Source organism: Pontibacter chitinilyticus (assembly GCF_039748935.1).
In the GTDB taxonomy this organism is placed as follows: Bacteria; Bacteroidota; Bacteroidia; order Cytophagales; family Hymenobacteraceae; genus Pontibacter; species Pontibacter chitinilyticus.
In genome coordinates, this window is record NZ_JBDIZJ010000012.1 from 95349 (window position 1) to 121307 (window position 25959).

24 protein-coding genes are annotated in these 25959 nt (G+C 51.8%); 7 read left to right on the forward strand and 17 right to left on the reverse strand.

The genetic code is table 11. The annotated features are described in order from the left end of the window. Positions 1 to 26: 26 nt before the first annotated feature. The 12 genes from nuoH to ABDW72_RS16615 all read right to left on the reverse strand — a co-directional run bounded on the left by nuoH (position 27) and on the right by ABDW72_RS16615 (position 11574). A complete protein-coding gene (gene nuoH, locus ABDW72_RS16560; RefSeq protein WP_347159713.1) occupies positions 27 to 1082 on the reverse strand; it encodes an NADH-quinone oxidoreductase subunit NuoH in 1056 nt (351 codons plus the stop codon). A gap of 2 nt (positions 1083 to 1084) precedes the next feature. Then, the gene (locus ABDW72_RS16565; RefSeq protein WP_347159714.1) at positions 1085 to 2065 is read right to left on the reverse strand and encodes an NADH-quinone oxidoreductase subunit G; all 981 of its coding nucleotides are present in this window, start codon (positions 2063 to 2065) and stop codon (positions 1085 to 1087) included. A gap of 266 nt (positions 2066 to 2331) precedes the next feature. Beyond that, entirely contained in the window at positions 2332 to 3678 is a 1347-nt protein-coding gene (nuoF, locus tag ABDW72_RS16570; protein WP_347159715.1) for an NADH-quinone oxidoreductase subunit NuoF, read from the reverse strand. 148 nt (positions 3679 to 3826) lie between these two features. After that, complete coding sequence (locus ABDW72_RS16575) at positions 3827 to 4360, reverse strand: NADH-quinone oxidoreductase subunit NuoE family protein (RefSeq protein ID WP_347159716.1); 534 nt, start codon at positions 4358 to 4360, stop codon at positions 3827 to 3829. Positions 4361 to 4413: 53 nt separating this feature from the next. After that, positions 4414 to 5622 carry an NADH dehydrogenase (quinone) subunit D gene (gene nuoD / locus ABDW72_RS16580; RefSeq protein ID WP_347159761.1) on the reverse strand — a complete coding sequence of 403 codons (1209 nt, stop codon included), beginning with the start codon at positions 5620 to 5622 and terminating at the stop codon, positions 4414 to 4416. A 102-nt stretch (positions 5623 to 5724) separates the two neighbouring features. Further along, a complete protein-coding gene (locus ABDW72_RS16585) occupies positions 5725 to 6231 on the reverse strand; it encodes an NADH-quinone oxidoreductase subunit C (protein ID WP_347159717.1) in 507 nt (168 codons plus the stop codon). A gap of 3 nt (positions 6232 to 6234) precedes the next feature. After that, entirely contained in the window at positions 6235 to 6789 is a 555-nt protein-coding gene (locus ABDW72_RS16590; RefSeq protein ID WP_068837211.1) for an NADH-quinone oxidoreductase subunit B, read from the reverse strand. A 78-nt stretch (positions 6790 to 6867) separates the two neighbouring features. Next, the gene (locus ABDW72_RS16595) at positions 6868 to 7251 is read right to left on the reverse strand and encodes an NADH-quinone oxidoreductase subunit A (protein ID WP_347159718.1); all 384 of its coding nucleotides are present in this window, start codon (positions 7249 to 7251) and stop codon (positions 6868 to 6870) included. 150 nt (positions 7252 to 7401) lie between these two features. Further along, positions 7402 to 9036 (reverse strand): L-glutamate gamma-semialdehyde dehydrogenase, encoded by a 1635-nt coding sequence (gene pruA, locus ABDW72_RS16600; protein WP_347159719.1) that lies wholly within the window; start codon positions 9034 to 9036, stop codon positions 7402 to 7404. 180 nt (positions 9037 to 9216) lie between these two features. After that, the gene (locus ABDW72_RS16605) at positions 9217 to 10371 is read right to left on the reverse strand and encodes a glycoside hydrolase family 18 protein (protein WP_347159720.1); all 1155 of its coding nucleotides are present in this window, start codon (positions 10369 to 10371) and stop codon (positions 9217 to 9219) included. Positions 10372 to 10397: 26 nt separating this feature from the next. Continuing rightward, entirely contained in the window at positions 10398 to 11099 is a 702-nt protein-coding gene (locus tag ABDW72_RS16610) for a YjjG family noncanonical pyrimidine nucleotidase (RefSeq protein WP_347159721.1), read from the reverse strand. Positions 11100 to 11187: 88 nt separating this feature from the next. Beyond that, complete coding sequence (locus tag ABDW72_RS16615) at positions 11188 to 11574, reverse strand: ArsR/SmtB family transcription factor (RefSeq protein WP_347159722.1); 387 nt, start codon at positions 11572 to 11574, stop codon at positions 11188 to 11190. Between the two features lie 75 nt (positions 11575 to 11649). Between ABDW72_RS16615 and ABDW72_RS16620 the strand changes: the two genes are divergently transcribed. Both ABDW72_RS16620 and ABDW72_RS16625 read left to right on the forward strand, forming a co-directional pair. After that, entirely contained in the window at positions 11650 to 12324 is a 675-nt protein-coding gene (locus ABDW72_RS16620; RefSeq protein ID WP_347159723.1) for a carboxypeptidase-like regulatory domain-containing protein, read from the forward strand. Between the two features lie 336 nt (positions 12325 to 12660). Continuing rightward, positions 12661 to 14010, forward strand: a complete 1350-nt coding sequence (locus ABDW72_RS16625) for an NAD(P)/FAD-dependent oxidoreductase (RefSeq protein WP_347159724.1) — start codon at positions 12661 to 12663, stop codon at positions 14008 to 14010. Between the two features lie 169 nt (positions 14011 to 14179). Here ABDW72_RS16625 and ABDW72_RS16630 read toward each other — a convergent pair whose 3' ends face one another. Both ABDW72_RS16630 and ABDW72_RS16635 read right to left on the reverse strand, forming a co-directional pair. Next, the gene (locus ABDW72_RS16630; RefSeq protein ID WP_347159725.1) at positions 14180 to 16522 is read right to left on the reverse strand and encodes a M1 family metallopeptidase; all 2343 of its coding nucleotides are present in this window, start codon (positions 16520 to 16522) and stop codon (positions 14180 to 14182) included. A 63-nt stretch (positions 16523 to 16585) separates the two neighbouring features. Next, positions 16586 to 17179 carry a HupE/UreJ family protein gene (locus tag ABDW72_RS16635; RefSeq protein WP_347159726.1) on the reverse strand — a complete coding sequence of 198 codons (594 nt, stop codon included), beginning with the start codon at positions 17177 to 17179 and terminating at the stop codon, positions 16586 to 16588. 351 nt (positions 17180 to 17530) lie between these two features. On the opposite strand from ABDW72_RS16635, the gene ABDW72_RS16640 reads away from it, so the two are divergent. Further along, positions 17531 to 18745, forward strand: a complete 1215-nt coding sequence (locus ABDW72_RS16640) for a lactonase family protein (RefSeq protein WP_347159727.1) — start codon at positions 17531 to 17533, stop codon at positions 18743 to 18745. Positions 18746 to 18778: 33 nt separating this feature from the next. Beyond that, a complete protein-coding gene (locus ABDW72_RS16645; protein WP_347159728.1) occupies positions 18779 to 19081 on the forward strand; it encodes a Dabb family protein in 303 nt (100 codons plus the stop codon). Between the two features lie 188 nt (positions 19082 to 19269). Here the strand turns inward: ABDW72_RS16645 and ABDW72_RS16650 are convergent, their stop codons facing one another. After that, a complete protein-coding gene (locus tag ABDW72_RS16650; protein ID WP_347159729.1) occupies positions 19270 to 20160 on the reverse strand; it encodes an ATP-grasp fold amidoligase family protein in 891 nt (296 codons plus the stop codon). 409 nt (positions 20161 to 20569) lie between these two features. Here ABDW72_RS16650 and ABDW72_RS16655 point away from each other — a divergent pair, with 409 nt between their 5' ends. From ABDW72_RS16655 to ABDW72_RS16665, 3 genes are read left to right on the forward strand one after another with little or no spacing between them, the layout of a single operon-like run. Beyond that, a complete protein-coding gene (locus tag ABDW72_RS16655) occupies positions 20570 to 21634 on the forward strand; it encodes a Gfo/Idh/MocA family protein (protein WP_347159730.1) in 1065 nt (354 codons plus the stop codon). 57 nt (positions 21635 to 21691) lie between these two features. Further along, complete coding sequence (locus ABDW72_RS16660; RefSeq protein ID WP_347159731.1) at positions 21692 to 21856, forward strand: SpoIIAA family protein; 165 nt, start codon at positions 21692 to 21694, stop codon at positions 21854 to 21856. A gap of 44 nt (positions 21857 to 21900) precedes the next feature. Continuing rightward, positions 21901 to 22062, forward strand: a complete 162-nt coding sequence (locus ABDW72_RS16665) for a SpoIIAA family protein (RefSeq protein ID WP_347159732.1) — start codon at positions 21901 to 21903, stop codon at positions 22060 to 22062. Between the two features lie 42 nt (positions 22063 to 22104). Here the strand turns inward: ABDW72_RS16665 and ABDW72_RS16670 are convergent, their stop codons facing one another. Beyond that, positions 22105 to 22959 carry an ATP-grasp fold amidoligase family protein gene (locus tag ABDW72_RS16670; protein WP_347159733.1) on the reverse strand — a complete coding sequence of 285 codons (855 nt, stop codon included), beginning with the start codon at positions 22957 to 22959 and terminating at the stop codon, positions 22105 to 22107. 277 nt (positions 22960 to 23236) lie between these two features. Then, positions 23237 to 25858: an ATP-dependent chaperone ClpB gene (gene clpB / locus ABDW72_RS16675; RefSeq protein ID WP_347159734.1), complete on the reverse strand. Its 2622-nt coding sequence runs from the start codon at positions 25856 to 25858 to the stop codon at positions 23237 to 23239. Positions 25859 to 25959 lie beyond the last annotated feature (101 nt).

The window sequence follows — 25959 nt, forward strand, 5'->3', positions numbered from 1 at the left end:
AGAGAGGGGGCAACATTCAAGTTTAGTTAAAATAAATATTGTTTCAGCAGCACACCGCCACCTGTCAGGATAATGTTCAGGATGGCCAGCGGGATGAGGATCTGCCAGCCCAGCTTCATCAGTTGGTCGTAGCGGAAGCGTGGCAGCGTCCAGCGAACCCACATAAAAAAGAAGATGAACAGGAATATCTTTGCAAACATGGCCACAACTCCTACCAGCGTCACCACGTTGTTGGCCGTTACCGGATCGCTGATGGCTTCGCGCAGGTTGTCCATAAATGGAAAGTTGTAGGCGCCAAAGTAGAGCGTAGACATGACCGCCGAAGCCACAAAGATGTTGATATACTCAGCAAACAGGTACATACCCAACTTCATGGAGCCATACTCGGTATGGTATCCGCCGATCAGTTCGGCCTCAGATTCCGGCAAGTCGAACGGGGTACGGTTGGTCTCGGCAAAGGCGCACACCAGGAAAATGATAAAGCCCAGGGGCTGGTACCAGATGTTCCAGTTAAAACCGTGTTGCTGTTCCGCAATTTCGCGCAGCGAGAGCGAGCCGCTCAGCATCAGCACCGCAATCAGCGAAAGTCCCATGGCCAGTTCGTAGCTGATGTTCTGCGAGGCCGCCCGAATAGCACCCAGTAGCGAGAACTTGTTATTCGACGCCCAGCCACCGATCATCAGGCCATATACGCCCAGCGACACCACTCCAAAGACATATAGCACCCCGATGTTTACCTCTATCGCCTGTAAAAAGATCGCATGGCCGTTTACCAGCAGCATATCGCCAAACGGAATCACCGCGCTCGACATGGTAGCTACCAGCATGGCAATACCTGGCCCAATGATGAACAGGGCTTTGCTCGCCCTGGCAGGAATAAAGTCTTCTTTAAAAAAGAGCTTTCCTGCATCAGCCAGCGGCTGCATCAGACCAGCAGGGCCGGCACGGTTTGGTCCCACACGGTCTTGGATAAAGGCGGCTATTTTACGCTCAAAGTAGGTAGAGTAGGTCGCTATCAGCAGTGTGATACCGAAAATTACCAGAATGTATATCCCTTTGTATAGTAGGTCTACTGACTCCATAGTTATGCCTGTGGCAGGTTTTTCTTGGTAGATACGGGTAGGTTTGGTACGATCGGCACGTTGATCACGGGCAGTTCGTAGTGGTTTGCCGAAATAACAGAATGACTGTCGATGTGGCGCGGGCCTTCAATGGTCCAGTCGCTTACTTCTTTCTTATCGAAACGGCAGGTATTACAAATAAACTCCTCCACTTCGTTGTATTGGTCTTTGCGGGCCGTAACACGCAAAACAGCGTCGCCGCGCGTCCAGAGCGTTACTTTACCACAGCAGGTCGGGCAGTCACGGTGCGCATCCAACGGTTTGGTAAACCACACACGGTTTTTAAAGCGCCAGGTCTTATCCGTTAAAGCACCAACAGGGCACACATCGATCACGTTGCCGGAGAAATCATTATCAATCACATTCTCGATGTATGTTCCGATCTCCGCAGCATCACCACGACCCAGTACACCATGCACACGCTCCGGTGTGATCTGGTCGGCAGTATACACACAACGGTAGCACAGGATGCAGCGCGTCATGTGCAGCTGGATGTATGGGCCCAGGTCCACTTTGTTGAAGGTGCGGCGCTCCTCTTCGTAGCGGGTGGCGCTCACGCCATGCTCGTACGAGAGGTCCTGCAGGCTGCACTCCCCAGCCTGATCGCAAATAGGGCAATCCAGGGGGTGGTTGATGAGCAACATCTCTACAATGCCTTTGCGCGCGTTCAGCACTTCTTCGTTCGTAGTGTTTTCCACCACCATGCCGTCCTGCACCTGCGTAATGCACGAGGCGACCAGCTTGGGCATAGGGCGGGTATCTTTGGCGGAGCCCTGCGTTACTTTTACCAGGCACACGCGGCATTTGCCGCCGCTGCCCTTCAGTGGTCCGTAATAACACATGGCGGGCGGCACCACTTTGCCACCTATTTTTCTAGCGGCTTGCAAGATGGTAGTTCCGTCTTCTACCTCTATCTCAATGCCGTCAATTGTTACTTTAGCCATTTTATTATCGTTGTTCGTTGTCGTTGCTCATCTCCCGCAAGAGAGCTGACCAACACAAACTTCTATGCTATACTGTTACTATTCTACTATCCCCTTTTTATCATCCAGTAAGGATCTGGAAGGAGGTTTTGCCTTAATGACTTACCACCGTTGTTTTCAGAGTGACAGGAAGAAAGACGTTTTATCTTACATTATTCCTAAATCAAAACAAACCAACATGACCTCTGAAAGTCTTATGTCTAACGTCTTGATACTTGTGTCTAAAACTAAGCTGTTATCGCATCCAATTGTCCTCTGTATACCGCGCCAGGGGCTGTTGCCTCTTTCGGATACTTGATGTGCCACTCGAACTCGTCACGGAAGTGGCGGATCGCAGCGGCCACTGGCCATGCTGCCGCATCTCCCAACGGACAAATCGTATTGCCTTCTATCTGCTTGGCAACACTTACCAACAGATCGATGTCCTGCTGATGGCCGTGGCCATACTCAATGCGGTGCAGTACTTTCTCCATCCAACCGGTACCTTCACGGCATGGGCTGCACTGGCCGCACGACTCGTGGTGGTAGAAGCGGGCATAGTTCCACGTGTTACGCACAATGCACTGTTCTTCATCAAACACAATGAACGCGCCCGAACCCAACATAGAGCCCGTTACAAAGCCACCATCCGATAAAGACTCATAGCTCATCAGGCGGTCTTCACCGGCTGCTGTTTTAAGTATAAGATTCTTTGGCAGGATCGGCACAGACGAACCACCCGGCACAACGGCCTTCAGTTCACGGCCTTTCCAGATGCCACCGCAGTATTCATCGGAGTAGATAAATTCTTCTACCGGCACGCCCAGTTCAATCTCGTACACGCCTGGCTTGTTGATGTTGCCGCTGGCTGAGATCAGTTTCGTGCCCGTGCTGCGGCCAATACCGATTTTGGCATACTCGGCGCCCGTGTTGTTCACGATCCAAGGCACAGCGCAAATGGTTTCCACATTGTTTACTACTGTCGGGCTCTGAAACAGGCCTTTTACCGCCGGGAATGGTGGCTTGTTGCGCGGGTTGCCGCGCTTGCCTTCCAACGATTCCAGCAAGGCAGTTTCCTCACCGCAAATGTAGGCACCACCACCGGGCGCTACGTGCAGGTCCAAACTATAGCCGGAGCCCAGGATGTTCTTGCCCAGCAAACCGGCAGCGTATGCTTCCGCAATCGCTTTCTCCAGTATGCGCAGCACAAACATCAGCTCACCGCGGATGTAGATGTAAGAAGTATTAGCCCCCAGCGCGTAGCTCGAGGTAATCATGCCTTCGATCAGCGCGTGCGGGTTGTGCTCCATAAACCAGCGGTCCTTAAAGGTGCCCGGCTCCGACTCGTCGGCGTTGCAAACGAGGTAACGCGGCACACCTTCCGGCTTGGCCAAAAAGCTCCACTTCATACCCGTCGGGAAGCCGGCACCCCCACGACCACGCAAGCCGGAAGTTTTTACCTCTTCCACCACCTCTTCCGGAGTCATCGTTTTCACAGCTTTCTCTACAGACTTGTAGCCGCCGTGCTTCCGGTATACTTCCAGCGTTTCGATGCCGGGTACGTTGATATGTTCAGTTAATATTTTAAGTCCCATTGTAACAGGATGTATAGGTGGCCGCTACTGTTGCTGCTAGCGAGCCATTGTTTATCTTTTATATGGACAAAGGACTTGGTGACAAAGGACAAGAGGTCATGTGATGATAATGTCTTTTGTCAAACTGTCTTTTGTCACAAGGTCAAAATTACTTCGCCCAGGTTGGGGTTTCGTGCTCTTTGTGGCGCATCATTTCCAGGAACTCATCTACCCGCTCTTCGCTATCGAGGTTCTCGTAGAACACCTCCCGCACCTGCAGCATCGGACCTGTTCCGCAGGAGGCCAGGCACTCCACCGGCTTCAGCGTGAACATGCCGTCGGCACTTGTTTCGCCTTCTTCGATGTTGAGCTTTTGCTTCAGCGTTTCGATGAGTTGGTCGGCACCACGGAGGCAGCAAGGGCCCGTGCGGCATACTTCCAGCACGTGCTTGCCCACCGGCTTCAGGTTGAACATGGTATAGAAAGTAGCCACTTCGTATACTTCGATTGGCTGTATGTTCAGGATCTCAGCAATGGTATCCATCGCTTCCGGACTTACCCAGCCGCCCAGCTCGGCCTGCGCAATGTGCAGGATCGGCAACAGGGCTGACTTCTGGCGTCCTTCGGGGTAGTGGCTGATGTAGCGCTGCATTTCGGCCAGGGCTGCATCAGAAAAGGTCACTTTATTTAGTGTCTCTGCCATTTTTTTAATTGTCATCGATCATTTATCATTGATCAATGTTAAATGATAAATGTTTATGCGTCTAGCTCTCCGGCAATTACATTCAGGCTACTCAAGGTCAGGATGGCATCAGCTAACTGGCCGCCTTTGATCATCTCGGTATAAGCCTGGTAGTAGATAAAGCAAGGTCTGCGGAAGTGCAATCTATAAGGTGTGCGGCCGCCGTCGCTAATCAGGTAGAAGCCTAGCTCGCCGTTGCCGCCCTCTACGCTGTGGTATACTTCGCCGACCGGAATGTCGGCCTCACCCATCACAATTTTAAAGTGGTAGATCAGGGCCTCCATGTTGCGGTATACTTCCTGCTTGGGGGGCAGGTAATAATGCGGCGCATCGGCGTGGTAGGAGCCTTCGGGCAGGTTTTTGTAGGCCTGTTCAATGATCTTTAAGCTCTGCCATACTTCTTCGTTGCGCACCAGGAAGCGGTCATACGTGTCGCCTTTGGTACCCACCGGAATGTCAAATTCGAAGTCCTCGTAAGACGAGTAGGGATTCATTACGCGCACGTCATAATCCACACCTGCGGCACGCAGGTTCGGGCCGGTAAAGCCATAGTTCAGCGCCCGTTCTGCCGAGATAGCCCCTACATCGGTGGTACGGTCGATGAAGATGCGGTTGCGGGTAAACATCTTCTCAAACTCCGCCCATACTTTGGGGAAGCGCTTCAGAAACTCGCCGATCAGGTGCAGGGCTTTCGGCGTGAGGTCACGCTCCATACCCCCGATGCGGCCCATGTTCGTGGTGAGGCGGGCACCGCATACTTCTTCATAAATGTCGTAAATATGCTCCCGCTCCTGCATCACGTACAGGAAGCCGGTAAAGGCACCGGAGTCCACTCCCAGGATCGAGTTACAGATCAGGTGGTCGGAGATACGGGCCAGCTCCATCATGATCACGCGGATGTACTGCGCACGCTTCGGGATGGTAATGCCGAGCAGCTTTTCTACCGTCATGTGGTAGCCCATGTTGTTGATGGGCGCCGAGCAGTAGTTCATGCGGTCGGTGAGCGGCGTGATCTGGTAGAACGGCCGGCGCTCTGCTATTTTCTCGAAGGCACGGTGAATGTAGCCGATCGTTGGCACGGCGTCTACAATCTTCTCGCCATCCATCTGCAGGATGTTCTGGAAAATACCATGCGTGGCCGGGTGTGTTGGGCCCAGGTTGAGCGTGGTAAGGGGCTGTTCGTCTTTCAGGGCAAGTCCGTGCTTGAGGCGGAATTGCTCCATTTCGGTCAGTTCAGCGGTTTTATTTTCAGTAGCCATAGCTATATGTCCTTTGTTATTTGCTGCGCGCTGCTCCGGAACTCCGGCCAGCAACAGCTTATAGGCTTATCGCCCGAAAAACGTATCTACCTTGTCGTGCCGCGTCTGGTCTTCCAGCGGGTACTGCTTCAGCATCGGGTGGTACTCCATTTCCTCGATGTTGAGGATGCGGATCAGGTTCGGGTGCCCTGTAAACTTAATGCCATAGAAGTCAAAAGTCTCGCGTTCCAACCAGTTCGCCGCTGAGTAAACAGTGGTCAGCGTTGGGATAACCGGATCTGCGCTAGGCAGGAACACCTTGATGCGCACCCGGAAGTTGTGGCGCAGGCTGTGCAACTGGTACATCACGCACAGTTCCTTGTCCTTCTGGTCCGGGTAATGGATGCCGCACATAGTGGTCAGAAAGCTGATCTGCAGTTCCTCGTCGTCGTGCAGGTATTGGATCAGGTCGATGATGGTTTCGCGGTTGGTCTGGAAGGTCATGATACCGTCCGGGTTCACGGCGTCCCAGATGTTATCGATCCCAAACTGCCCGATGATCTTGCCGAGTACGTTTTCGTTCGTAAGCTCCATTGCTTATTTAATGTTGTAAGAGGCCAAAAGCGCCTGATATTCCGGTGAGTTGCGGCGGCGCAGCGATTCATTTTCTGCCAGGTCCTGTACCCGCATCAGGCCGTCGAGGATCTGCTCGGGGCGGGGTGGACAACCCGGTACGTACACGTCCACCGGCACCACGCGGTCGATGCCCTGCAGCACAGAGTAAGTGTCAAAAATACCGCCCGAAGAAGCGCAGGCACCTACAGCGATCACCCAGCGGGGCTCGGCCATCTGCTCGTACACCTGCTTTACCACCGGGCCCATTTTCTTGGCAATGGTCCCCATCACCATCAGGATGTCGGCCTGGCGGGGCGAGAAGCTCGGGCGCTCCGAACCGAAGCGGGAAATATCATAGTTCGAGCCCATGGTGGCCATGTACTCTATACCGCAGCAAGAGGTGGCAAACGGCAAAGGCCACAGCGAGTGCTTGCGCGCCAGGCCGATTACTTTCTCGAAAGAGGTGGCAAAAAAGCCGGCACCAGAGATCCCGTCGGGTGCATCTACTAATTTGATATCGTTATTTGAATCGCTCATTTTAAGGATTTTTGATTTCACAAATGCACATACCGGTGCCTAGTCTGAACACCAGTGGCCTTGTAAAAGTTTAATGTCCTATTCCCACTTCAGGATGCCCTTTTTGATCACGTAGAAGAAACCAGCCAGCAGGAGGCCCATAAACACGAGCATCTGCAAAAAACCGTCCAAACCGAAGCTGCGGAAGTTCACAGCCCACGGATAGAGGAAGATGATCTCCACATCAAACAGTACAAAAAGGATGGCCGTCATAAAGTACTTGTAGGAGATCGGCGTGCGAGCATCCCCCACTGACTCGATACCACTTTCCCAGGCGGCACCTTTCACGTCACTCTTGCGCTTGGGTCCCAGCAGGTGGGTAAGCGTGAGGGCAAAGATCACAAAGCCCAGCGCGGCCATGAACTGAATCAGAATAGGCAGGTAGTCGGATGGTACATACTGCTGATTTACAGCTGGTTCCATAATGGTTTTATCCTTTGGTAAATTAGGGAGCAAAATTAGGGATAAATCACCAACAATCAAAAGTATAAATTGGATGCAAAAAGGAGAAAAACACAGCGGCCATACTTGCTGGAAGTATGGCCGCTGTTAAAAGTATATCAGAGGATTGCTTTACTTGTCCTCACCCAGGAACGGGTAACGGTAGTCTTTTACTGGTACAAACGTTTCTTTGATTGAGCGAGGCGATACCCAACGCAGCAGATTTAGCATCGAACCCGCTTTGTCGTTGGTGCCGGAAGCACGGGCGCCGCCGAATGGCTGCTGACCTACCACCGCTCCGGTTGGCTTGTCGTTGATGTAGAAGTTACCGGCCGCATCAGTCAATGTTTTGGTAGCATACTCGATGGCGTAGCGGTCCTGGCTGAAGATCGCACCGGTCAGGGCGTACGGCGATGTGGCGTTTACCAACTGGATCGTCTCCTCGAAGTTATTTTCGTCATACACATAGATCGTGATCACTGGTCCGAAGATCTCCTCGCACATGGTCACGTACGTCGGGTTGTGCGCCAGCAATACGGTTGGCTCCACAAAGTAGCCTTTCGACTTATCGTAATTGCCACCAGCAATAATCTCTACTTCGTTGCTGTTCTTGGCATTATCGATGTACTGGGCGATCTTATCAAATGATTTCTCGCTTATCACAGCGTTGACGAAGTTCGAAAATTCTTCTGGCGCCCCCATTTTAAAGGTCTTCAGGTCTTCCTGCACGTAGCTCTTTACTTCATCCCAGAGGTTGCTAGGGATGTAGGCACGGGAGGCAGCAGAGCACTTCTGGCCCTGGTACTCAAAAGCGCCGCGTGAGATAGCCGTAGCCAGCGCCTTCGCATCGGCAGATGGGTGGGCCAGGATGAAGTCTTTGCCACCAGTTTCGCCTACAATGCGCGGGTAGCCTTTATACTTGTGGATGTTGGTGCCGATGGTCTTCCAGATGTGCTGGAACACGCCGGTACTGCCGGTAAAATGAATGCCGGCAAAGTCGGCGTGGTTGAAGATTACATCTCCTGCGGTAGGGCCATCCACATATACTAAGTTGATCACGCCTTCCGGCAGACCGGCTTCGCGCAGAACTTCCATGATCATGTGGGCGGCATATACTTGCGTGTCGGCAGGCTTCCATACCACTACGTTGCCCATCATGGCCGCCGAAGTAGGCAGGTTGCCGGCAATAGCCGTGAAGTTAAACGGCGTGAGGGCGAATACGAAACCTTCCAGCGGACGGTGCTCCATGCGGTTCCAAACGCCCGGCGATGACTCCGGCTGCATGCTGTAGATCTCCGTCATGAAGTAAGCATTGAAGCGCAGGAAGTCGATCAGCTCGCAGGCAGAGTCGATCTCAGCCTGGTAAGCGTTTTTAGACTGGCCCAGCATGGTGGCCGCGTTCAGACGGGCTCTCCAGGGGCCGGCGATCAGTTCGGCGGCTTTCAGGAAAATGCTGGCGCGCTGCTCCCAGGCCATGTTGGCCCATAGCTCGCGGGCAGCCAGGGCCGCGTTAATGGCTTGTTCCACGTGGGTGGCATCGCCCTCATTAAAGTGGCCCAGCAGGTGCTGGTGGTCGTGGGGCTGCCGCATAGGCTGCTTGGTGTCGGTGTATACTTTCTCGCCGCCAATGTACATCGGCACGTCCAGCTCTTGCGACTTTAATTCTTTATACGTGCGCAGCAGCTCTTCTCTTTCAGGAGAGCCGGGAGCGTAAGATTTTACGGGTTCGTTAACAGGAGTTGGTACTTTAAAAAATCCGGTTGCCATGCGTTTATAATTTGATTTATAAGTATGAGTAAGGTATGCGGAGGCGGCTACAAGTATAGCGGTGGCCTCAAACGCAAAGGTACGCCGATTTCCGCTAAATGCCGCATCCGGCCCAGCGTTCAGCGAAGGAGTTGCGGCTGTTCCAGCAGGTATACTATAGGCAGCACATACATAGCACTTTTACTGGGCGGCGCTCTGCTGCTGTTTTACCCGGTCAATTACATCCAGCAGGCCTTCCTGCCTGTTGTCGCCTGAAAACTCCCAGAACATAATGCCGCCGAGGTGATACTGCAGCGCATAAGCTGTTTTTTTAGCAATAGAAAGCGAATCGTCATAGGTAGCGAAAAGCTGCTTTTCAGGGTTGTAACTGTAGGATGCCTGTGCGGTAGAGTCCCAGTAGGTAGTATAGCCGGGATTTTCGCCGAAGTACCTGTTTAGCTCGTTATAAGCGACAGCCTCCTTAAACCGGCCACTTTGGTAAAGGCCATGCTGCTGATCTTGCACGCCTTCCCAAACGCGGGCGTAAAAAGCAGCGCCCACCACAATCTTGCCAGCCGGCACACCTACGGAGTCCAGGTACCGAACAGCATTGTCGATCGATTCTACCTGGGCCGGAGTCGAATACAAAGGGGTATGGTTCCCGGTTACGGTGCTGTTGCCATTTACCAGGTCGTAGCTCATCAGGTTCACATAATCAACCAGGGGCATCACTTTATCCCAGGCCACCGACTGCTCCAGGTATTTGTTAAAGCCACCGGCGGCAAAGGTAATGATGTAGTTTTTGCCGAGCGTTTTGCGGAGTTCCTGCACCAGCAGCGTGAAGTTGGCTTTGTCTTCGGGCGTAAACCGGTGGTTCGGAAAACCTTCTATGGCCGGGTATTCCCAGTCCAGATCGATGCCATCCAGGTGATACTGGCGGGAGAATGCCTTTACCGACTTGGCAAAGGCCTCGCGGCCTTCGGCAGTTGCAAAAACAGGAGAGCAGTACTCACAGCCACCCCAGCCGCCCAGCGAAAACATAACCTTCAAGTCGGGGTGCGTTTGCTTTAAGGAAGTCAGGTAGGTGAGAGAGGCGCTGTCCTGCCGTGTTGGTTTGTTAAGCGTGTTGCCTTCCAAATGAAAAAAGCTGTAGATGATGTGCGTGAGCTGCCCCACAGACTGTTCATCCAGGGTTGCAGGCTCGCCGGTATAGTAAGCCATCACGGCAAAATCTCTCTTTCCTGCCTTGATGCTGTCTTTTTCACTGGCTCTTTCAGAAGAAGTACTGCAGCCAAAAACCAGCAGCGCCAGCACTATCATCGTAATTTTTCGGGAAAGCGGATGCACGATATTCATGTATAAAAGCCTTTGATGGATGAACACTATAATATTTGCTTTAACTGGCTCAGGCAATGGATCTCAAACGTTGGCCTGGGATGAATCTTTGCCTTGATCTTGTCGGGGTTAAAGTATACCTGGTCGATGCCGCTGATACGTGCGCCTTCAATATCGCACTCCACGTTATCGCCAATCATCAGGCATTCTTCTGCCCGGCTGCCAATCCGCTCCAGCACATGGTCGAAGATGCGTTTGTCAGGTTTCTTGTAGCCGCAGCACTCCGACGTAACAATTTCCTGAAAGTAGTTCGTGAGTTTAGAGCCGCTCATCTTCACATGCTGCATGTCTTTAAACCCGTTGGTAACAATGTGCAGGCTATACTTGGACTGCAGGTATTCCAGCACCTCGTGCGTGAACGGAAAAACGGCTGTTTTGGTGGGGCACAGGTCGGTATAAGCTTTGCTGATCTCCTTCGGCACCTGGTGGTGCTGCAGGCCCAGGCCCATCAGCGTTTTCACAAACCGGGCGTCGCGCAGCTGTTTCTGGTCTATTTTGCCTTTGCGGTACAGGTCCCAGAGGCGGTTGTTTACAAACTTATACTTCTTATAAAAGGATTCGCTGGTAAAGCTGCCGAAGCGGGCCAGGTCAAACTGGTCGTATAAAGTATAAAGTGTTTCTTCAGAATTTTTCTCAAAGTCCCAGAGTGTGTGGTCCAGGTCAAAAAGAATATGGGTATACGTTTTCATGTAAAGCTAATAGAAAGCCGGCTTTTGCTGCTCTAGGGCAATAAATTCCGGCGTGAATAGTTATTAAACGATCATGCTTTTTTTTCGGCTAAGAAGCCGTCCAGCGGCCGGCGTGTAGTTTATTCACAGCCAGTTCGCGGTTCGAGTACAGGATCCGGTACGTTTCCGCATCCTTCTGTAGTTGGGCGTCACGCTCCAGGTAGCCAAAAACCTGCGACACCAGATCAGCGGTTTCTTCCTTGATCGTATAATGGACCCACTGGTCCTGCTTGCGCGAGGTTACCAGCCCGGCGTTGCGCAGGTAAGCCAGGTGGCGTGATGTTTTGGTTTGAGTGAAGTCCAGCACCTGCTCCAGGTCTGAAGTACACATCTCTTTGTTGCGCAGGATCAGGTGCAGGATGCGGATGCGGGACTCATCGGCCAGGGCTTTAAAAACCTGTTCTCCAAAAGAAAGACTAAAGTGTTTGAGCCTCATAAATTAGGTTGGCAGCGTAAACAAAATTAGGCAAAAGCTGCTATTATAAAAGAATATATCCTATTATTGTACTGCATGAACCTACTTCCGCAAACTTATACTTCGCTGTTCAGCCCATCGCGGTGGCTTTTTCTACCTCTTCTGGCCGCATTACTGATGGTACTGGCTATACCGCAACAAGGTATGGCGCAGCAGCGGAACCACGCAGTGCAATTGTCAGGCTTTGTGGCCGTTGGCGATAGCCTGTATGGCGTGGCGGGGGTAAGCGTGTATGTGCCCAACACCATTCGCGGTACGCAAACAAACCAGTACGGCTTCTTTTCAGTGCCGGTGGTAACAGGCGATAGTGTGATCTTCAGTGCGTTGGGTTATAAAAAGCAGTACCTCATCATTCCTAAGAATTACAGCAGCCAGAGCTACTCCATCATCATGCAAATGCAGGAAGACCCGACGGAGCTACCAACCGTAGATGTTTTTCCGTGGCCAACGGAGCGTGACCTGCGCGAAGCTATTGCTAAAGTAAAGCTACCGGACGAGGGACGTGCTATTGCCATGCGCAACCTGGACCCGAAAAGGCTAGAAGAGCTCTTTAAAAGTACGCCGATGGGTGGCGAAGGCAACTTCCGGTACTTTAACCAGCAGCAGCAGATACAGCAGCAAAACCGCTACATGTACCCGACTATCAGCCCCTTTGCCATTCCGGCGCTTATCAAATCACTCATCAACGGCGATTTTAAACAGGATAAGTAATAGTTTAATATCCTCACTTATACTTGCCTGCAAAACGTACAGGTAAAGTTAAAAATCTTGCCGCCCTATTGGTGCTAGCTTATACGTTGAAGCGCCTGTTCTACTTCAGGTGAAAGGTTACGGCTATACTTTAGCTATCCAATGATCTGGGGTGGCATCACGCTTTCGCCTCTTTTCCCCCTCAGAATTCGCCAGTAACTCCGAAGCAGGAAACTAACAATTAGCTGTTGCGTTATTCGCAAGTATAGCTAAGTGCGTATGATAATGCGTACCTACAGACATAAAAGCCAGGCAGAAGTCCTTTCTGCCGAATTAACAGCTTAAAGATATACACCTATGCTTGAACCAGATAAGCTCTCTCTCAATATTCCGGATACTACCAAACCGCGCGTGGTGATTATTGGCGGCGGATTTGGCGGCATTAACCTGGGTAAAAAACTCAAATGCGAAGATTTTCAGGTGGTGCTGTTCGACAGACAAAATTACCATGGTTTCTGGCCGCTGCTGTACCAGGTAGCCACTGCCGGTCTGGAGCCGGATTCTATTGCAGAGCCGTTGCGCAAGATGTTTGGCGGCGATGAGTTTGAGGACTTTCACTTCCGGCTTGTGCGCGTGACAAGCGTTAACCCGGAGACGAAAACCGTTTCAACGCTCATTGGCGACCTGCCTTATGATTACCTGGTGATCGCGACAGGCACCAAGCCGAACTATTTTGGCAACGAGCAGGTGAAAAAGTACGCTTTCCCGCTGAAGCAGATACCGGACGCGCTGAATTTGCGCAGCCAGATGCTGCAGGCTTTTGAGCAGGCCAACATGACCGCCGACCCGGAAACGCGCCAGAGCCTGATGAACTTCGTGATTGTCGGGGGCGGGCCAACAGGCGTGGAGCTGGCTGGTGCGCTGGCAGAGATGCGCAAGCACGTGCTGCCGAACGATTACCCGGGTGTCGATTTTGATAAAATGAACATCTTTTTGGTTGAGGGAATGGACCGGGTGTTGCCGCCTATGTCTACGGAAGCTAGCCAGAAAACCTTTAAGTACCTCACCGAAAAGGGAGTAATCATTAAACTGAATACCCTGGTAGAATCGTATGACGGTGTGACGGCGGTGCTGAAAGGGGGCGAGCAAATCCAGACGAATACGCTGATCTGGGCGGCAGGTGTAGCCGGTGCTTTAGTAGACGGGCTCCCGGCCACATCGGTGGAGCGGGGCCGCATTTTGGTAAACGAGTATAACCAGGTGCTTGGCTTTCAAGACATTTTTGCCATCGGGGATATTGCCTTCATGAAAACCGAGGAATATCCGAAAGGACATCCGGGTGTGGCGCAGCCAGCCATCCAGCAGGGCAAGCTGCTGGCCAAAAACCTGCGCAAGCTTATTCATAATCAGCCATTGGAGCGGTTCAAGTACTTTGACAAAGGCTCTTTGGCAATTATCGGGCGCAACGAGGCCGTGGCCGACTTGCCGAAAAATATTCACCTGAGCGGTTTCTTTGCCTGGGTTACCTGGTTGTTTGTGCACATCATGTACCTCATCGGCTTCCGTAACAAACTGGTGGTGCTCAGCAACTGGATCTATAAATTCTTCACTTATGAAAACGGTACGCGCCTGATCATCCGGCCTTTTGTACGAAAAGGCGATCGCACCACGCGGCAGTTCATTAACAAGTATAACACGGATGATTAGATTGCTGAATGGCTGTGCATTCTTTCGATTGAACAAGTCATGACCGATCCAATGGTTCCGAATCAGTCTGTTTGGCTTCGACCTGAGCCTATAAATAAAAAAGCGCCTTCGGACCAAGATCCGAAGGCGCTTTTTTATACTTGGTTTTTATACTTGTACAAGTAGGACGCTACTTGATAGAGCTGCTGCCAGCTTCGCCGGTGCTGTTGCTGCGGCTGGTGGCACGCTGCTGCTGCATCGGGTTTTGCTGCTGCTTCTGGTTTTCCTTGAAAAGCTCGAAGCGGGAAGGAGCCATGCGGCGCGGAAAGCTGTTGTTCGACAAATCGGTGTCTGCTGTCTGTAAGTATGGATCCAGTACGAAGCTGGCTACCGGCTTCTCAGTTACGAACACTTTGGTGATCTCTTCGTTGTTATGGCGCCAGATCTCTGCCGGAATGTTTACTACTTCCTCAGAGCCATCTTCATACTGCATGCGCACGATTAACGGCATTACCAGGCCTCCGAGGTTTTTAAAGCCTACCTCGTAGAAGTTCAGGCCGGAAGCCAGCATTTTTTTCTGCTCCGGCGTCATGCCTTTCAGGAAGGTCTGGTAGGTAGCTTTGTCAGAAGCGGTGGTTGCCAGCGGGTCGTAGTTGTTGTAAAAGTCTTTCAGCTCCGGCTTCTGTTCTACCAGCGTTTTGGAGATATCCTGCAAGTTGCGCTGCTGCGAGAGCGTTTGCGGCGCTTTGTTCTGCTGCTCCCGCTTCTGGGCGTTCACAAACTCCGGGTCCTGTGCATCAATGGTATACCACTTCACATTTTCGATGGCAAGGTCAGTGTGATCGGTGGTGTAAAACCAGCCTCTCCAGAACCAGTCCAGGTCCACACCGGAAGCATCTTCCATGGTGCGGAAGAAATCAGCCGGCATCGGGTGTTTGAAAGCCCAGCGCTGCGCATACGTTTTGAAGGCGTAGTCGAACAGCTCACGGCCCATGATGGATTCGCGCAGGATGTTCAGGCCGGTGGCCGGCTTGCCATAGGCGTTGTTGCCAAACTGCAGGATCGATTCGGAGTTGGTCATGATCGGCACCATCGTATTTTTAGCGCCGCTCATATAATCCACGATATCTTTCGGCTCGCCTCGTCTGGAAGGATAGTTGCGCTCCCACTCCTGTTCGGCCAGGTATTGCATAAAGGTATTCAGGCCTTCGTCCATCCACGTCCACTGGCGCTCATCGGAGTTCACGATCATCGGGAAGAAGTTGTGCCCTACCTCGTGAATGACCACCGAAATCAGGCCATACTTGATGCGGTCAGAATATGTGCCGTCCGCTTCGGGGCGATAGCCGTTAAAGCAGATCATGGGGTATTCCATGCCGCCCACAGGTCCGTGCACCGAGATCGCCACCGGGTACGGATAATCGATGGTGTGTTTGGAGTAGGTGCGGAGGGTATGGCCTACCACCTGCGTAGAATACTGGCCCCACAGCGGGTTCGCTTCTTTCGGGTAGTACGACATCGCTAACACGTGCTTGCCGCCCACGTTCACGTTCATAGCATCCCAGATAAACTTACGGGAGCTGGCCCAGGCAAAATCGCGCACGTTCTTGGCTGCAAACGTCCAGGTTTTCTTGTCTTTGGCGTGGTTCTTCTCGGCTTTGGTAGCTTCTTCCTGCGTCACTACCACCAGCGGCTTGTCGCTTTTGGCGGCATCGGCCAGGCGCTTCTGCTGCGTGGACGAGAGCACCTGGCTGGCATTCTGCAGCTCGCCAGTACCGGCTACCACATGGTCGGCCGGTACGGTTAAGCTCACTTTGAAGTCGCCGAAGGGCAGCGCAAACTCACCGTTGCCCAGGAACTGCTTGTGCTGCCAGCCGTTCACATCGTCATACACAGCCATGCGCGGGTACCATTGTGCTATTTCGTAGAGGTAATTGCCATCTTCCGGAAAATATTCGTAGCCGGAGCGGCCGCCCAGGGTTTTTTGGTTGTTGATGTTATAGTGCCAGTTTACATCAAACGAATAGCTCTGCCCGTGTTTCAGCGGCGCCGGCAGATCGATGCGCATCATGGTGTTGTTGATGGTATACTTGAGCGCTTTGCCGTTGCGGTCTTTTACCTGCTCTATCTTAAAGCCACCGTCAAACTTCTCCCGCGTCATGTACTCCACGGCACTAAGGCTCATCTTGTCCTTCAACTCGCCTGTTTTGGTCAGGTTCGTCATAGAGTTCGGCTCAAAGATGTTCTGATCCAGCTGCACCCATAGATAGGAAAGCGGATCGGGGGAATTGTTGGTATAGGTGATGGTTTCAGCGCCTTTGATGGACTGGTTGTCATCGTTCAGCTCCGCTTTGATGTTGTAGTCGGCGCGCTGCTGCCAGTATTCGTGGCCGGGAGCACCGGAGGCGGTGCGGTAGTTATTAGGTGTTGGCAGCTCTTGCCCCAGCTGGGCAAACTTGGTGTCTTGTGCCTGGACCATCAGCGGTCCGGCAACAAGCCCTGCAAGTGCCATACCTGCGAAAAGGTGTTTCATTTGGTTCGGTAAGATGATTCGTTTAGTTTGATAAGCAGAAAGTTACAAAAGAAAGTTTGAACGCTAAAAGATATTGGTTTCCAGCATCAAAATCAAGGAGATGCCTGCAGCGGCGCTGGAGACAACCATGATCCAGTCGCGCTTTTTGGCACGTAACAGGTTCATTATCAGGAAACCAAGTATAAGTAGAAGCAACACAATCAGCATCTGCCCAAGTTCAATTCCGATGTTGAAGGCCAGCAACTGCAGCCACGTATCTGTGCCGCGGCCCAGCAAGGCCTTTAGGTAATTAGAGAAACCCATGCCATGGATCAGCCCGAAAAGGACAGCCATCAGGTTGTGCAGCGACCAGATGGTCGGTTGTTTGGCAGCCGCTCCTTTCAGCTTAAAGAAGTTGGTAACGCAGGTGACGAAAATGGTAACTGGAATCAGAAACTCGATTAGGGCCGTATCGAAGCGGATGAGGTTAAACGTAGACAGCGCCAGTGTAATGGAATGGCCAATGGTGAAACTCGTCACCAGGGCAATGACTTTGCGCCAGTCGCTTAAAGTATAAATAGCACTTAATGCCAGCAGGAACAGCATATGATCATAGGCGCCGAAGTTAAAGATATGGTGAAACCCTAGTTGTAAATAAGTATAAAAGGTCGAAGACACGGAGAACAGCTGATGAGGAAGAGTGAGCAAAGAGGCAAATTAGAACGAAATGTGCAGACATGCAAAAGCTATGTGCGCATCGAACCGGCAAATGCATCCTGCATCGTTTTAAACTATTAGACAGGTGCTGTTACCCGGCAGCTAAAGCAAGCCAAATGCTATAAATTGATTGCTTCGGAGAACGATAAATATGCGTGCAGGTAGGCCGGCATAGTATAAGCCAAGGTGCCGTGTTGCATTTTTCAGCTTATAGCTTAGGCTAAGCTGGCATTATTGTTTATTTTGAGCTTTTCTACAGCCGCTTTAATTGGTGGCATTTGTTTCAGTGCAGTTAAACCATAAACAGCTCATATGAAGTATAACCATCATCGCCGGGTTGCACGTGTGGCAGCACTTGGCCTCACTGGCTTATCGCTTGCTTTTACAGCCTGTAATTCTTCCGGCACCAAAGAAGCCACGACAGATAAGGCGACCAGCGAAATTAAAACTGATACTATGGAAACATCCATGATTTACGTGGGCACCTATGCCGAGCCCGACAGCGAAAGCATCTTTCTCTATAAGCTGAATCCAGGCACGGGCGAGCTCACCCGCGCGGGTGGCTTTAAAGCCGGGGAGAATCCCTCGTTCCTGACGCTGGATGAGCAGCGAAACCAGTTGTATGCCGTCAACGAGACGACAGAATACGAGGGGCAAAAAAGCGGAGCTGTGAGTGCGTTTACGGTTGATCCGCAATCCGGCAGCCTGACTTTTATCAACAAAGTGCCCTCAGAAGGTGGTGCGCCCTGCTATATCTCGCTTGACGGCAAAACGGTGCTGGTGGCCAATTATGTGGGCGGAAATGTGGCCTCCTTTCCGGTACAGGAGAATGGCGGCTTGGGCAAAGCGGCTTCTGTAAAACAGCACGAAGGTACCGGCCCGAACAAAGACCGGCAAGAAGCACCGCATGCACATTACATTGCACCGGGGCCGGACGGTAAAAATATTTTTGCAGTGGACTTAGGCAACGACAAAGTGCTGGGTTACCACCTGGACGGCAACAAACTGGTGGCAAACGATGCGGCTGTTGCTTTTGCGTCTAAACCCGCTTCCGGGCCGCGCCACCTGGCTTTTCACCCCAATGGCAAGTATGCGTACCTGATCCATGAGCTCAACTCTACCATGACGGCGCTTGCCTATGATGCCGATAAAGGCACCTTCACCGAGCTGCAGACCTTATCGACCATTCCCGCAGATTACAAGGAAAATAACAACCCGGCAGAGGTGAAAGTATCGCCGGATGGCAAGTTCCTCTATGGCTCCAATCGCGGGCAGAACAGCATTGTGGTATATGCCATCGACGAAAGTACCGGCAAGATGACGCAGGTGCAGAACATAAGCACCGGCGGCGACTGGCCCCGCGACTTCAACATCGACCGCTCCGGTAACATCCTGATGGTAGCCAATGAGCGCTCCAACAGCATCACCACCTTTAAGATCGATAAAGCGACTGGTAAATTAACAGCTACCGGCTATGACGCGCAGGTGCACAAGCCCGTATGCGTGCAGGTAGTACCTGCCATTTAAATTTGAAGTTTCACATTCTAAGATCCTCTTAATATGTTTGTACACCACGTTTTCTTTTGGCTAAAGAATACTGATTCGACGGAAGAAAGAACGAAGCTGCTGGAAGGTATAAAGCAGTTAAAAGCGGTAGAAAGTATTCACACCGTACATATTGGCGTACCCGCCAGCACCGACCGGCCGGTGATTGAAAAAGGATACGACTTCTCGCTGCTGCTTGTGTTTAACGACATGGAAGCGCACGACAACTACCAGGTGCATCCCGTGCACAAGAAGTTCGTGGAAGAGTGCGCGCACCTTTGGTCGAAGGTGCTGATCTATGACGCAGTAGATGCCTGAAACGGATAGCGGAGTAGCAGCCTCGGCGCAAACAGGCGTAAGTGTATACTACAGGTCCCATCCATGGGCATGTGCTATAGATAAGCCATTATAGGTAGAGCGGGGTTGCTACTCTTATTGAGCATGTTGCGTGATCAATGGAGGAGCCGTAAAGCAGCAAGTATAATGCTGACAGTTTATGGCCGGAATCAGATCATACCGGTGCAAAATTTATCCCAGTAATCTACCAGCAGCTTATTGGCATCCGGTGTAAAGCCCTTGCCGCGGCTTGGTGTGGGGGTAAACTCCCCGAAAACGGCGCCTTTATCCGTTGCATAAAAGTCTATACGCACAAAAATTTCATAGGCTTTGCTTAGCTTTCTGGCACAAGCGAGCATGTCCTGCAGGCAGGCAGGTGGCTCCTGTAGCGGCGCCGGCTGGTAAAAACCGGCCAGGTTTGGCACGCGGTTCCAGTGCTCGTCGTAACAGCTGGAAAAGCCGGTTTTGGGGCTGGTGCGGTTAATCACATCAATTACGGCAATCTCTCCGTTGAAAGCGGCTATTTTATAGTCGTCCGGAATACGGTGCACTCCTTTCTCATCCCGGACAAATTCCTCGATCAGGAATTCGAGGTATTTATTCCGGGCAATTGCCTTAGACAGGTTCTTCCGTAGCGCATCCGGTGTATAAATGTGCTTGTCCATCAGGTTGACTGATTTGTTCATCAGGTATACCCTTTCGCTGGAGTGCCCGATGGTGGGCCGGATGACATACTGCTCCGGAAGCTTCTCAAAGTCTATTTCCTTTACGTTTCTGCCCCGCCAGTAAAGTGCAGGAACGCGGCAGCCATGCATGCGTGCAAATTCGCGGGCGTTATACTTGTTGCTGAGTTTCCGTTGCCAGTGCGCTACATTTTTCCACTTCTGAATAGGTTCATCTGCACCCATGGGCATGTTCCGGATCATCTCTGCATCCGGATGGTTCCAAAAGGTATCGTGTCGCAGCAGTATGCGTTTTTCAAATTCATTTTTTTCTGCTTCAAAGGCACTAAAAAATGCTTTAAGAGTCGACTGAATTCCTCTTTTAAAAAGTTGAATCATGGGGTAAAGGCGTGTCTTATAATTTTCTGAATTTTAGAGTATTCTTACAGGCGCTCTGGAAAACGGAGACGTGCTAGTTTTTGTTTAAATAATTTTATTTCCTTTTTATTTGAATGGCAGGAGCACAACAAAACTGTCTCATTTTGTGTGGGTGGTGTAAGGAGCATATCCGGAGAATCTCTGGCACCAAAGGGAAACAGCTGTCTTATGCCGCTGTCCCTTCTGCAGCCACCGGAAGCTGCTATAGCTAAGCATAAATTTCTGGATAACGCTAACTAAAATTCAGGCAAAGAGTAAATTATTCCGGAGATGTTTTCCATATAGGTAGGCGCAGGTTCATTTGTGCGGGGTGCTGCCGGATAGCTACAGAGGATCTTGCAGGAGTTAGCGTAATAGAAAAGGTTAAGCGATGGTCTTTAAAGATGCCTATTCGGGCAAGCTGCAGCAGCCGCTAAAAGTAGCTTTGGCAGGCTTAAGCCATGATCATGTACAAGGGGCGCTGGACCGCCTGGCAAAGGAGGATGTGCTGCTGCTGGGTATTGCCGAAGAGAATGAGGAGCTTGTGCAACGCTACCGGCGGAGCTACCAATTGCCGGCATCGCTGTTTTACAAAGATCTGCCTACCCTCCTGGAGTATGGAAAGCCGGACGCTGTGCTCGCCTACAATGCCACAGCAGAACATGTTGGGGTGGTAGAAGCCTGTGCACCACTAGGCGTGCACGTAATGATGGAAAAGCCACTGGCTACTACCCTGCAAGATGCGGAACACATGGCGGCACTTGCCCGCCGGCACCAGATACACCTGCTCACAAACTATGAAACCACCTGGTACCCCAGCAACCAGGAACTATACATCATGGTGAGTCATCGGATAGCGGTAGGGGAGATCCGAAAGATGGTGGTGCATGCCGGCAATATCGGCCCGAAGGAACTCGGCTGCTCTAAAGAGTTCCTGCGCTGGCTCACAGACCCGGTAAAGAATGGCGGCGGCGCGATCATGGACTTGGGCTGTTATGGCGCCAACCTGATGACATGGCTGATGCAGGGGCAGGCGCCGCTGGCGGTCACCGCTGTAACCCGCCAACTGAAGCCGCAGGTATATCCTAAAGCAGACGATGAGGCAACGCTTATCCTGGAGTACCCCCAGGCGACAGGCATCATCGAATCTTCCTGGAACTGGCCCTACAACATCAAAGACCTCGAAGTATTTGGCCAGACGGCTTACCTGCAGGCGGCTAACCAGAACACCCTACGGGCAAAAAAAGCAACAGACGACGATTTTACCATCGAACAGGTAGAGCCCCTGGCTGCTCCCTACCAGGATGCCATCTCCTACCTCGCTGCTGTGGTGAAAGGCACCATTACACCGGAGCAAGACTTATCATCGCTGGAAAACAATCTCACGGTAGCTAAAATACTGGAAGCTGCCAGAGAGTCGGCGCGCAAAGGTAAAAGAGTAACTATAGGTAAGTAGGCTCCAAAGATAAGTATAAACCGGAAGATGTATACTTGTTCATCTAATAGATAAAGTATGATAATGGTATTACCTGAAACGCAGGATAACCTGCTGGCCGTGCAGGTGAGCGGACAGTTAACCATTCAGGACTTTGACCTGTACCGCAACCTGCTCCGCGACCTGATGGGCAAGTATAAAGAGGTGCGCTCATACTATGAAATGGTGGACCTGGGGACCTGACGCAGCTAAGCCCTATCGCAGCCATCGAAAACGGCCTGTTTGACGTGGTGCATGGCCTCGATTATGGCCGCGTAGCCATGGTGGGCGAGAAGCAGTGGCAGGAGTGGGCAGCCAACCTGATCAGCCCGGTAAAGAAAAAAGGCATAGAGTATTTTGACCTGGCAGAGAAAGAGCAGGCGATGACTTGGGTTCAGAAATGGGAATAAGCGGAGCATAACGTATAGCCGTACTCCAAAAAAACAGCAATGTTAGATAAAGTCCGGACAGTATTTGTTCCAATAGTCTGACAGCATTTGGTCTGCCTTAGCCGTAAAACCATTTCCCCGCCCGGGTGTGGGGGTAAACTCCCCGAACACGGCGCCTTTATCCGTGGCATAAAAGTCTATTCTGATAAATATTTCATAAGCTTTGCTAAGCTTTTTCGCGAAGCTGATCATTTCCGGAAGGCATGCTGGCGGCTCCTGGTAAGGAGCGTGTTGGTAGAGCTGACAAATATCTTCTAGCATGTTCCAGTTCTCGTCATAACTGCTCGACAGCCCCGCTTTTGGGCTCATTCGGTTGATTACGTTGATCACAGCCAGCTCCCCATTAAAAAGAGAGAGTTTATAATCGACAGGTATTTTATACTCGCCTTGCTCACTTCTGACGAACTCTTCGATCAGAAACGTCTGGTAAGGGTTTTGCTTCAGGGCTGCGGCCATAATTTTTTTAAGATCCGCTTCAGAGTAAAAGCGCTTATCCATATGGTTCATGTGCTTGTCCATCAGAAAAACCAGATTACAGGAGTGGCCGATGGTCGGCCTGATCACATACTGATCCGGCAGGCTGCTGAAGTCCAGCTGACTCAGATCTCTGCCTCTCCAATAAAGTGCTGCTACACGGCAGCCGTGCATCTGAGCAAATAAGCGAGCATTATACTTGTTACTCAGCTTCCGTTGCCAATGGTCTACCGATTGCCATTCTTCCAGCGAGGCGCTCGGATGCATTGCGGAGTTCCTGACTAGTTCAGCATCAGGGGCATTCCAAAATGTCTGGTGCCTGTACAGGATGCGTCTGGCAAATTCTCCATTGTTTGTACTGATTTTACCTGTAAAGGCGTTCATTGTAGAATGCAGCCTTTCCTTTAGCATTTGAAGCATAGTTAGTAGAAGTATAACATATTTAATATTTAGATAAAGAGATACGTTAGTTCTTAAGATGGGTTGATTTACAGGAAATTAAACTACTTGTAGCGCGTATTTAGGCACAAAGTTCTTTAGCAGCCTGACCTAAGCAGCTCCTGTTAGGAGCAACTACTTAGGATAGTTGACGGCGGGAATAAAACAAAAAGCCCTGCCAAGGGCAGGGCTTTTGCGCAACTAAACTTTAAATTTATACTTCTTATTCGCCTGTAGGGATCTCTACGTCCACGTTCACGAAGCGGATGCGGCCGTCTTCCAGCACCGCTTCCACCACAGAATCCTTGCTGATTTTGCCCGAAAGAATATCTTTAGACAGCTCGTTTAGGATCTGGCGCTGCAGCACACGCTTCAGCGGACGGGCACCAAACTGCGGATCGAAGCCTTGCTCGCCCAGGTAATCCAGCACCTCGTCGGTGGCGATCAGCTGAATGCCGGTCTCCTCCAGACGATCCTGGATGTGGCGGAACTGGATATCCACGATCTTGCGGATGTCGCCACGGCTCAGCGGACGGAACATCACCAGCTCGTCGATGCGGTTCAGGAACTCCGGCCTCACCGACTTTTTCAGCAGGTCGAACACTTCCTCCTTGGTGCGCTCGATCACCTCGTCGTGGTTATACTCGTTCATCGTCTCAAAATTGCTCTGGATGATATGCGAGCCAATGTTGGAGGTCATGATGATGATGGTGTTCTTAAAGTTCACCACACGGCCTTTGCTGTCTGTCAGGCGGCCATCGTCGAGCACCTGCAGCAGGATGTTGAACACGTCGGGGTGCGCTTTCTCGATCTCGTCGAGCAGCACCACGGAGTACGGCTTGCGGCGGATCGCCTCTGTTAACTGGCCCCCTTCGTCGTAACCCACATATCCCGGAGGCGCACCGATCAGCCTACTTACCGCATGGCGCTCCTGGTACTCACTCATGTCGATGCGCACCATCGCATTGTCGTCGTTGAAGAGGTACTCGGCCAGGGCCTTGGCCAGCTCGGTTTTACCTACACCGGTGGTGCCCAGGAAGATGAACGAACCAATCGGGCGGCGTGGGTCCTGCATACCGGCACGGCTGCGGCGCACGGCATCGGCGATCACCTCAATGGCTTCTTCCTGTCCCGCGACGCGCTTGCCTAGTTCCTGCTCCAGGTGCAACAGCTTTTCGCGGTCGCTCTGCAGCATTTTACTTACCGGAATGCCGGTCCATTTGGCTACCACCTCGGCGATGTCCTCGGCGTTTACCTCCTCCTTCAGCATGGGGTTTTCGCCCTGCATCTGGCGTACCTGCTCCTGCAGTTGCTTCAGCTTGGCCTCGGCTTCCTGTATCTTGCCGTAACGCAGCTCGGCTACACGACCGTAATCACCGGCACGCTCAGCCTGCTCCGCCTCCAGCTTATACTGCTCAATATTTTCTTTCTCGTGCTGCAGCCCTTCGATAATCTGCTTTTCGTTTTGCCATTTAGCTTTCAGATCATCGCGCTTGCCGCTCAGGTCGGCTATCTCTTTGGAAAGCACCGTTTCCTTGTCTTTATCGTTTTCACGGCGGATGGCCTCGCGCTCAATTTCCAGCTGCATGATGCGGCGCTGGATCTCGTCGAGCTCCACGGGCAGCGAGTCGATCTCGATGCGCAGCTTGGCCGCGGCCTCGTCCATCAGGTCAATGGCCTTGTCGGGCAAAAAGCGGTCGGTGATGTAGCGGTTCGACAGCTCCACCGAGGCAATGATCGCATCGTCCTTGATGCGCACGCCGTGGTGCAGCTCATACTTGTCTTTGATACCGCGCAGGATCGAGATGGCATCCGGCACGCTTGGCTCGTCCACCATCACGGCCTGGAAACGTCGTTCCAAAGCTTTGTCTTTCTCAATATACTTCTGGTACTCTTTCAGCGTCGTGGCACCGATGGCATGCAACTCGCCTCGTGCCAGCGCTGGCTTGAGCAGGTTGGCCGCGTCCATGGCGCTCTCGCCACCTGCACCGGCACCGATCAGGGTATGGATCTCGTCGATGAAGAGAATGATCTCTCCTTCGGCATCGATCACTTCTTTGATCACGGCTTTCAGACGCTCCTCAAACTCCCCTTTATACTTGGCACCTGCTACCAGCAGACCCATGTCGAGGCTCATCAGCGTTTTCGATTTCAGGTTCTCCGGTACGTCGCCGGCCACAATACGCTGTGCCAGGCCTTCCACAATCGCGGTTTTACCCACGCCCGGTTCACCCAGCAGCACCGGGTTGTTTTTGGTGCGGCGACTCAGGATCTGCAGCACACGACGAATCTCTTCGTCGCGGCCAATCACCGGGTCAATCTTGCCGGAGCGTGCCAGCTCGTTCAGGTCCTTGGCGTAGCGCTTGAGCGAGTTATACTTGGCCTCGGCGTTTTGGTCGGTTACCTTGGTGCCGCCGCGTAGTTCCTTGATGGCTTTTTTGAGGTCTTTCTCGTTGAAGCCCACGTCCTTCATCAGCCCGGCCACTTTATCACGACCTGCCAGCAGCCCCAGCAGCATGTGTTCAATGGCCACGTACTCATCGCCAAACTCCTTTAAATAAGTAGTTGCTTTCTGTAAGGCCGCATTCGCGTCGTTCGCTAAATAAGGACCTCCGCCTCCGGTTACTTTGGGATAACCGGCTACAATTTCATCTAGCTTGCTGTTGAGAATATGGCCGTTGATGTTCAGCTTCTGCAACAGAAAGTTGGTCACGTTCTCGTCGGTCTGTAAAATCCCTTTGAGCACGTGCCCGGTTTCGATCGCCTGCTGCTGGTTGCCGCCGGCGATCTCAGTGGCCTTTTGGATGGCCTCCTGTGCTTTGATGGTATAGTTATTAAAATTCATGTCTTTGTCTGTTTTCCAGTAGTTTTACTCCTGCTCCTATACTAGCAAGTTACGCACCAATGGGATTTTGGATGGTTTAACTGTAATTATGTCAGGTATAA

Excerpts from the sequence above, each read along its gene's own strand:
- ABDW72_RS16575 (WP_347159716.1), bottom strand. The coding sequence starts at position 4,360 with ATGGCAGAGACACTAAATAAAGTGACCTTTTCTGATGCAGCCCTGGCC.
- ABDW72_RS16655 (WP_347159730.1), top strand. The coding sequence starts at position 20,570 with ATGGTCTTTAAAGATGCCTATTCGGGCAAGCTGCAGCAGCCGCTAAAA.
- clpB (WP_347159734.1), bottom strand. The coding sequence starts at position 25,858 with ATGAATTTTAATAACTATACCATCAAAGCACAGGAGGCCATCCAAAAG.
- ABDW72_RS16650 (WP_347159729.1), bottom strand. The coding sequence starts at position 20,160 with ATGATTCAACTTTTTAAAAGAGGAATTCAGTCGACTCTTAAAGCATTT.
- ABDW72_RS16645 (WP_347159728.1), top strand. The coding sequence starts at position 18,779 with ATGTTTGTACACCACGTTTTCTTTTGGCTAAAGAATACTGATTCGACG.
- ABDW72_RS16595 (WP_347159718.1), bottom strand. The coding sequence starts at position 7,251 with ATGGAACCAGCTGTAAATCAGCAGTATGTACCATCCGACTACCTGCCT.
- ABDW72_RS16610 (WP_347159721.1), bottom strand. The coding sequence starts at position 11,099 with ATGAAAACGTATACCCATATTCTTTTTGACCTGGACCACACACTCTGG.
- ABDW72_RS16590 (WP_068837211.1), bottom strand. The coding sequence starts at position 6,789 with ATGAGCGATTCAAATAACGATATCAAATTAGTAGATGCACCCGACGGG.
- ABDW72_RS16615 (WP_347159722.1), bottom strand. The coding sequence starts at position 11,574 with ATGAGGCTCAAACACTTTAGTCTTTCTTTTGGAGAACAGGTTTTTAAA.
- ABDW72_RS16630 (WP_347159725.1), bottom strand. The coding sequence starts at position 16,522 with ATGAAACACCTTTTCGCAGGTATGGCACTTGCAGGGCTTGTTGCCGGA.
- nuoH (WP_347159713.1), bottom strand. The coding sequence starts at position 1,082 with ATGGAGTCAGTAGACCTACTATACAAAGGGATATACATTCTGGTAATT.
- ABDW72_RS16670 (WP_347159733.1), bottom strand. The coding sequence starts at position 22,959 with ATGAACGCCTTTACAGGTAAAATCAGTACAAACAATGGAGAATTTGCC.
- ABDW72_RS16640 (WP_347159727.1), top strand. The coding sequence starts at position 17,531 with ATGAAGTATAACCATCATCGCCGGGTTGCACGTGTGGCAGCACTTGGC.
- ABDW72_RS16625 (WP_347159724.1), top strand. The coding sequence starts at position 12,661 with ATGCTTGAACCAGATAAGCTCTCTCTCAATATTCCGGATACTACCAAA.
- ABDW72_RS16585 (WP_347159717.1), bottom strand. The coding sequence starts at position 6,231 with ATGGAGCTTACGAACGAAAACGTACTCGGCAAGATCATCGGGCAGTTT.
- ABDW72_RS16605 (WP_347159720.1), bottom strand. The coding sequence starts at position 10,371 with ATGAATATCGTGCATCCGCTTTCCCGAAAAATTACGATGATAGTGCTG.
- nuoF (WP_347159715.1), bottom strand. The coding sequence starts at position 3,678 with ATGGGACTTAAAATATTAACTGAACATATCAACGTACCCGGCATCGAA.
- nuoD (WP_347159761.1), bottom strand. The coding sequence starts at position 5,622 with ATGGAGCAATTCCGCCTCAAGCACGGACTTGCCCTGAAAGACGAACAG.
- ABDW72_RS16565 (WP_347159714.1), bottom strand. The coding sequence starts at position 2,065 with ATGGCTAAAGTAACAATTGACGGCATTGAGATAGAGGTAGAAGACGGA.
- ABDW72_RS16620 (WP_347159723.1), top strand. The coding sequence starts at position 11,650 with ATGAACCTACTTCCGCAAACTTATACTTCGCTGTTCAGCCCATCGCGG.
- ABDW72_RS16660 (WP_347159731.1), top strand. The coding sequence starts at position 21,692 with ATGATAATGGTATTACCTGAAACGCAGGATAACCTGCTGGCCGTGCAG.
- pruA (WP_347159719.1), bottom strand. The coding sequence starts at position 9,036 with ATGGCAACCGGATTTTTTAAAGTACCAACTCCTGTTAACGAACCCGTA.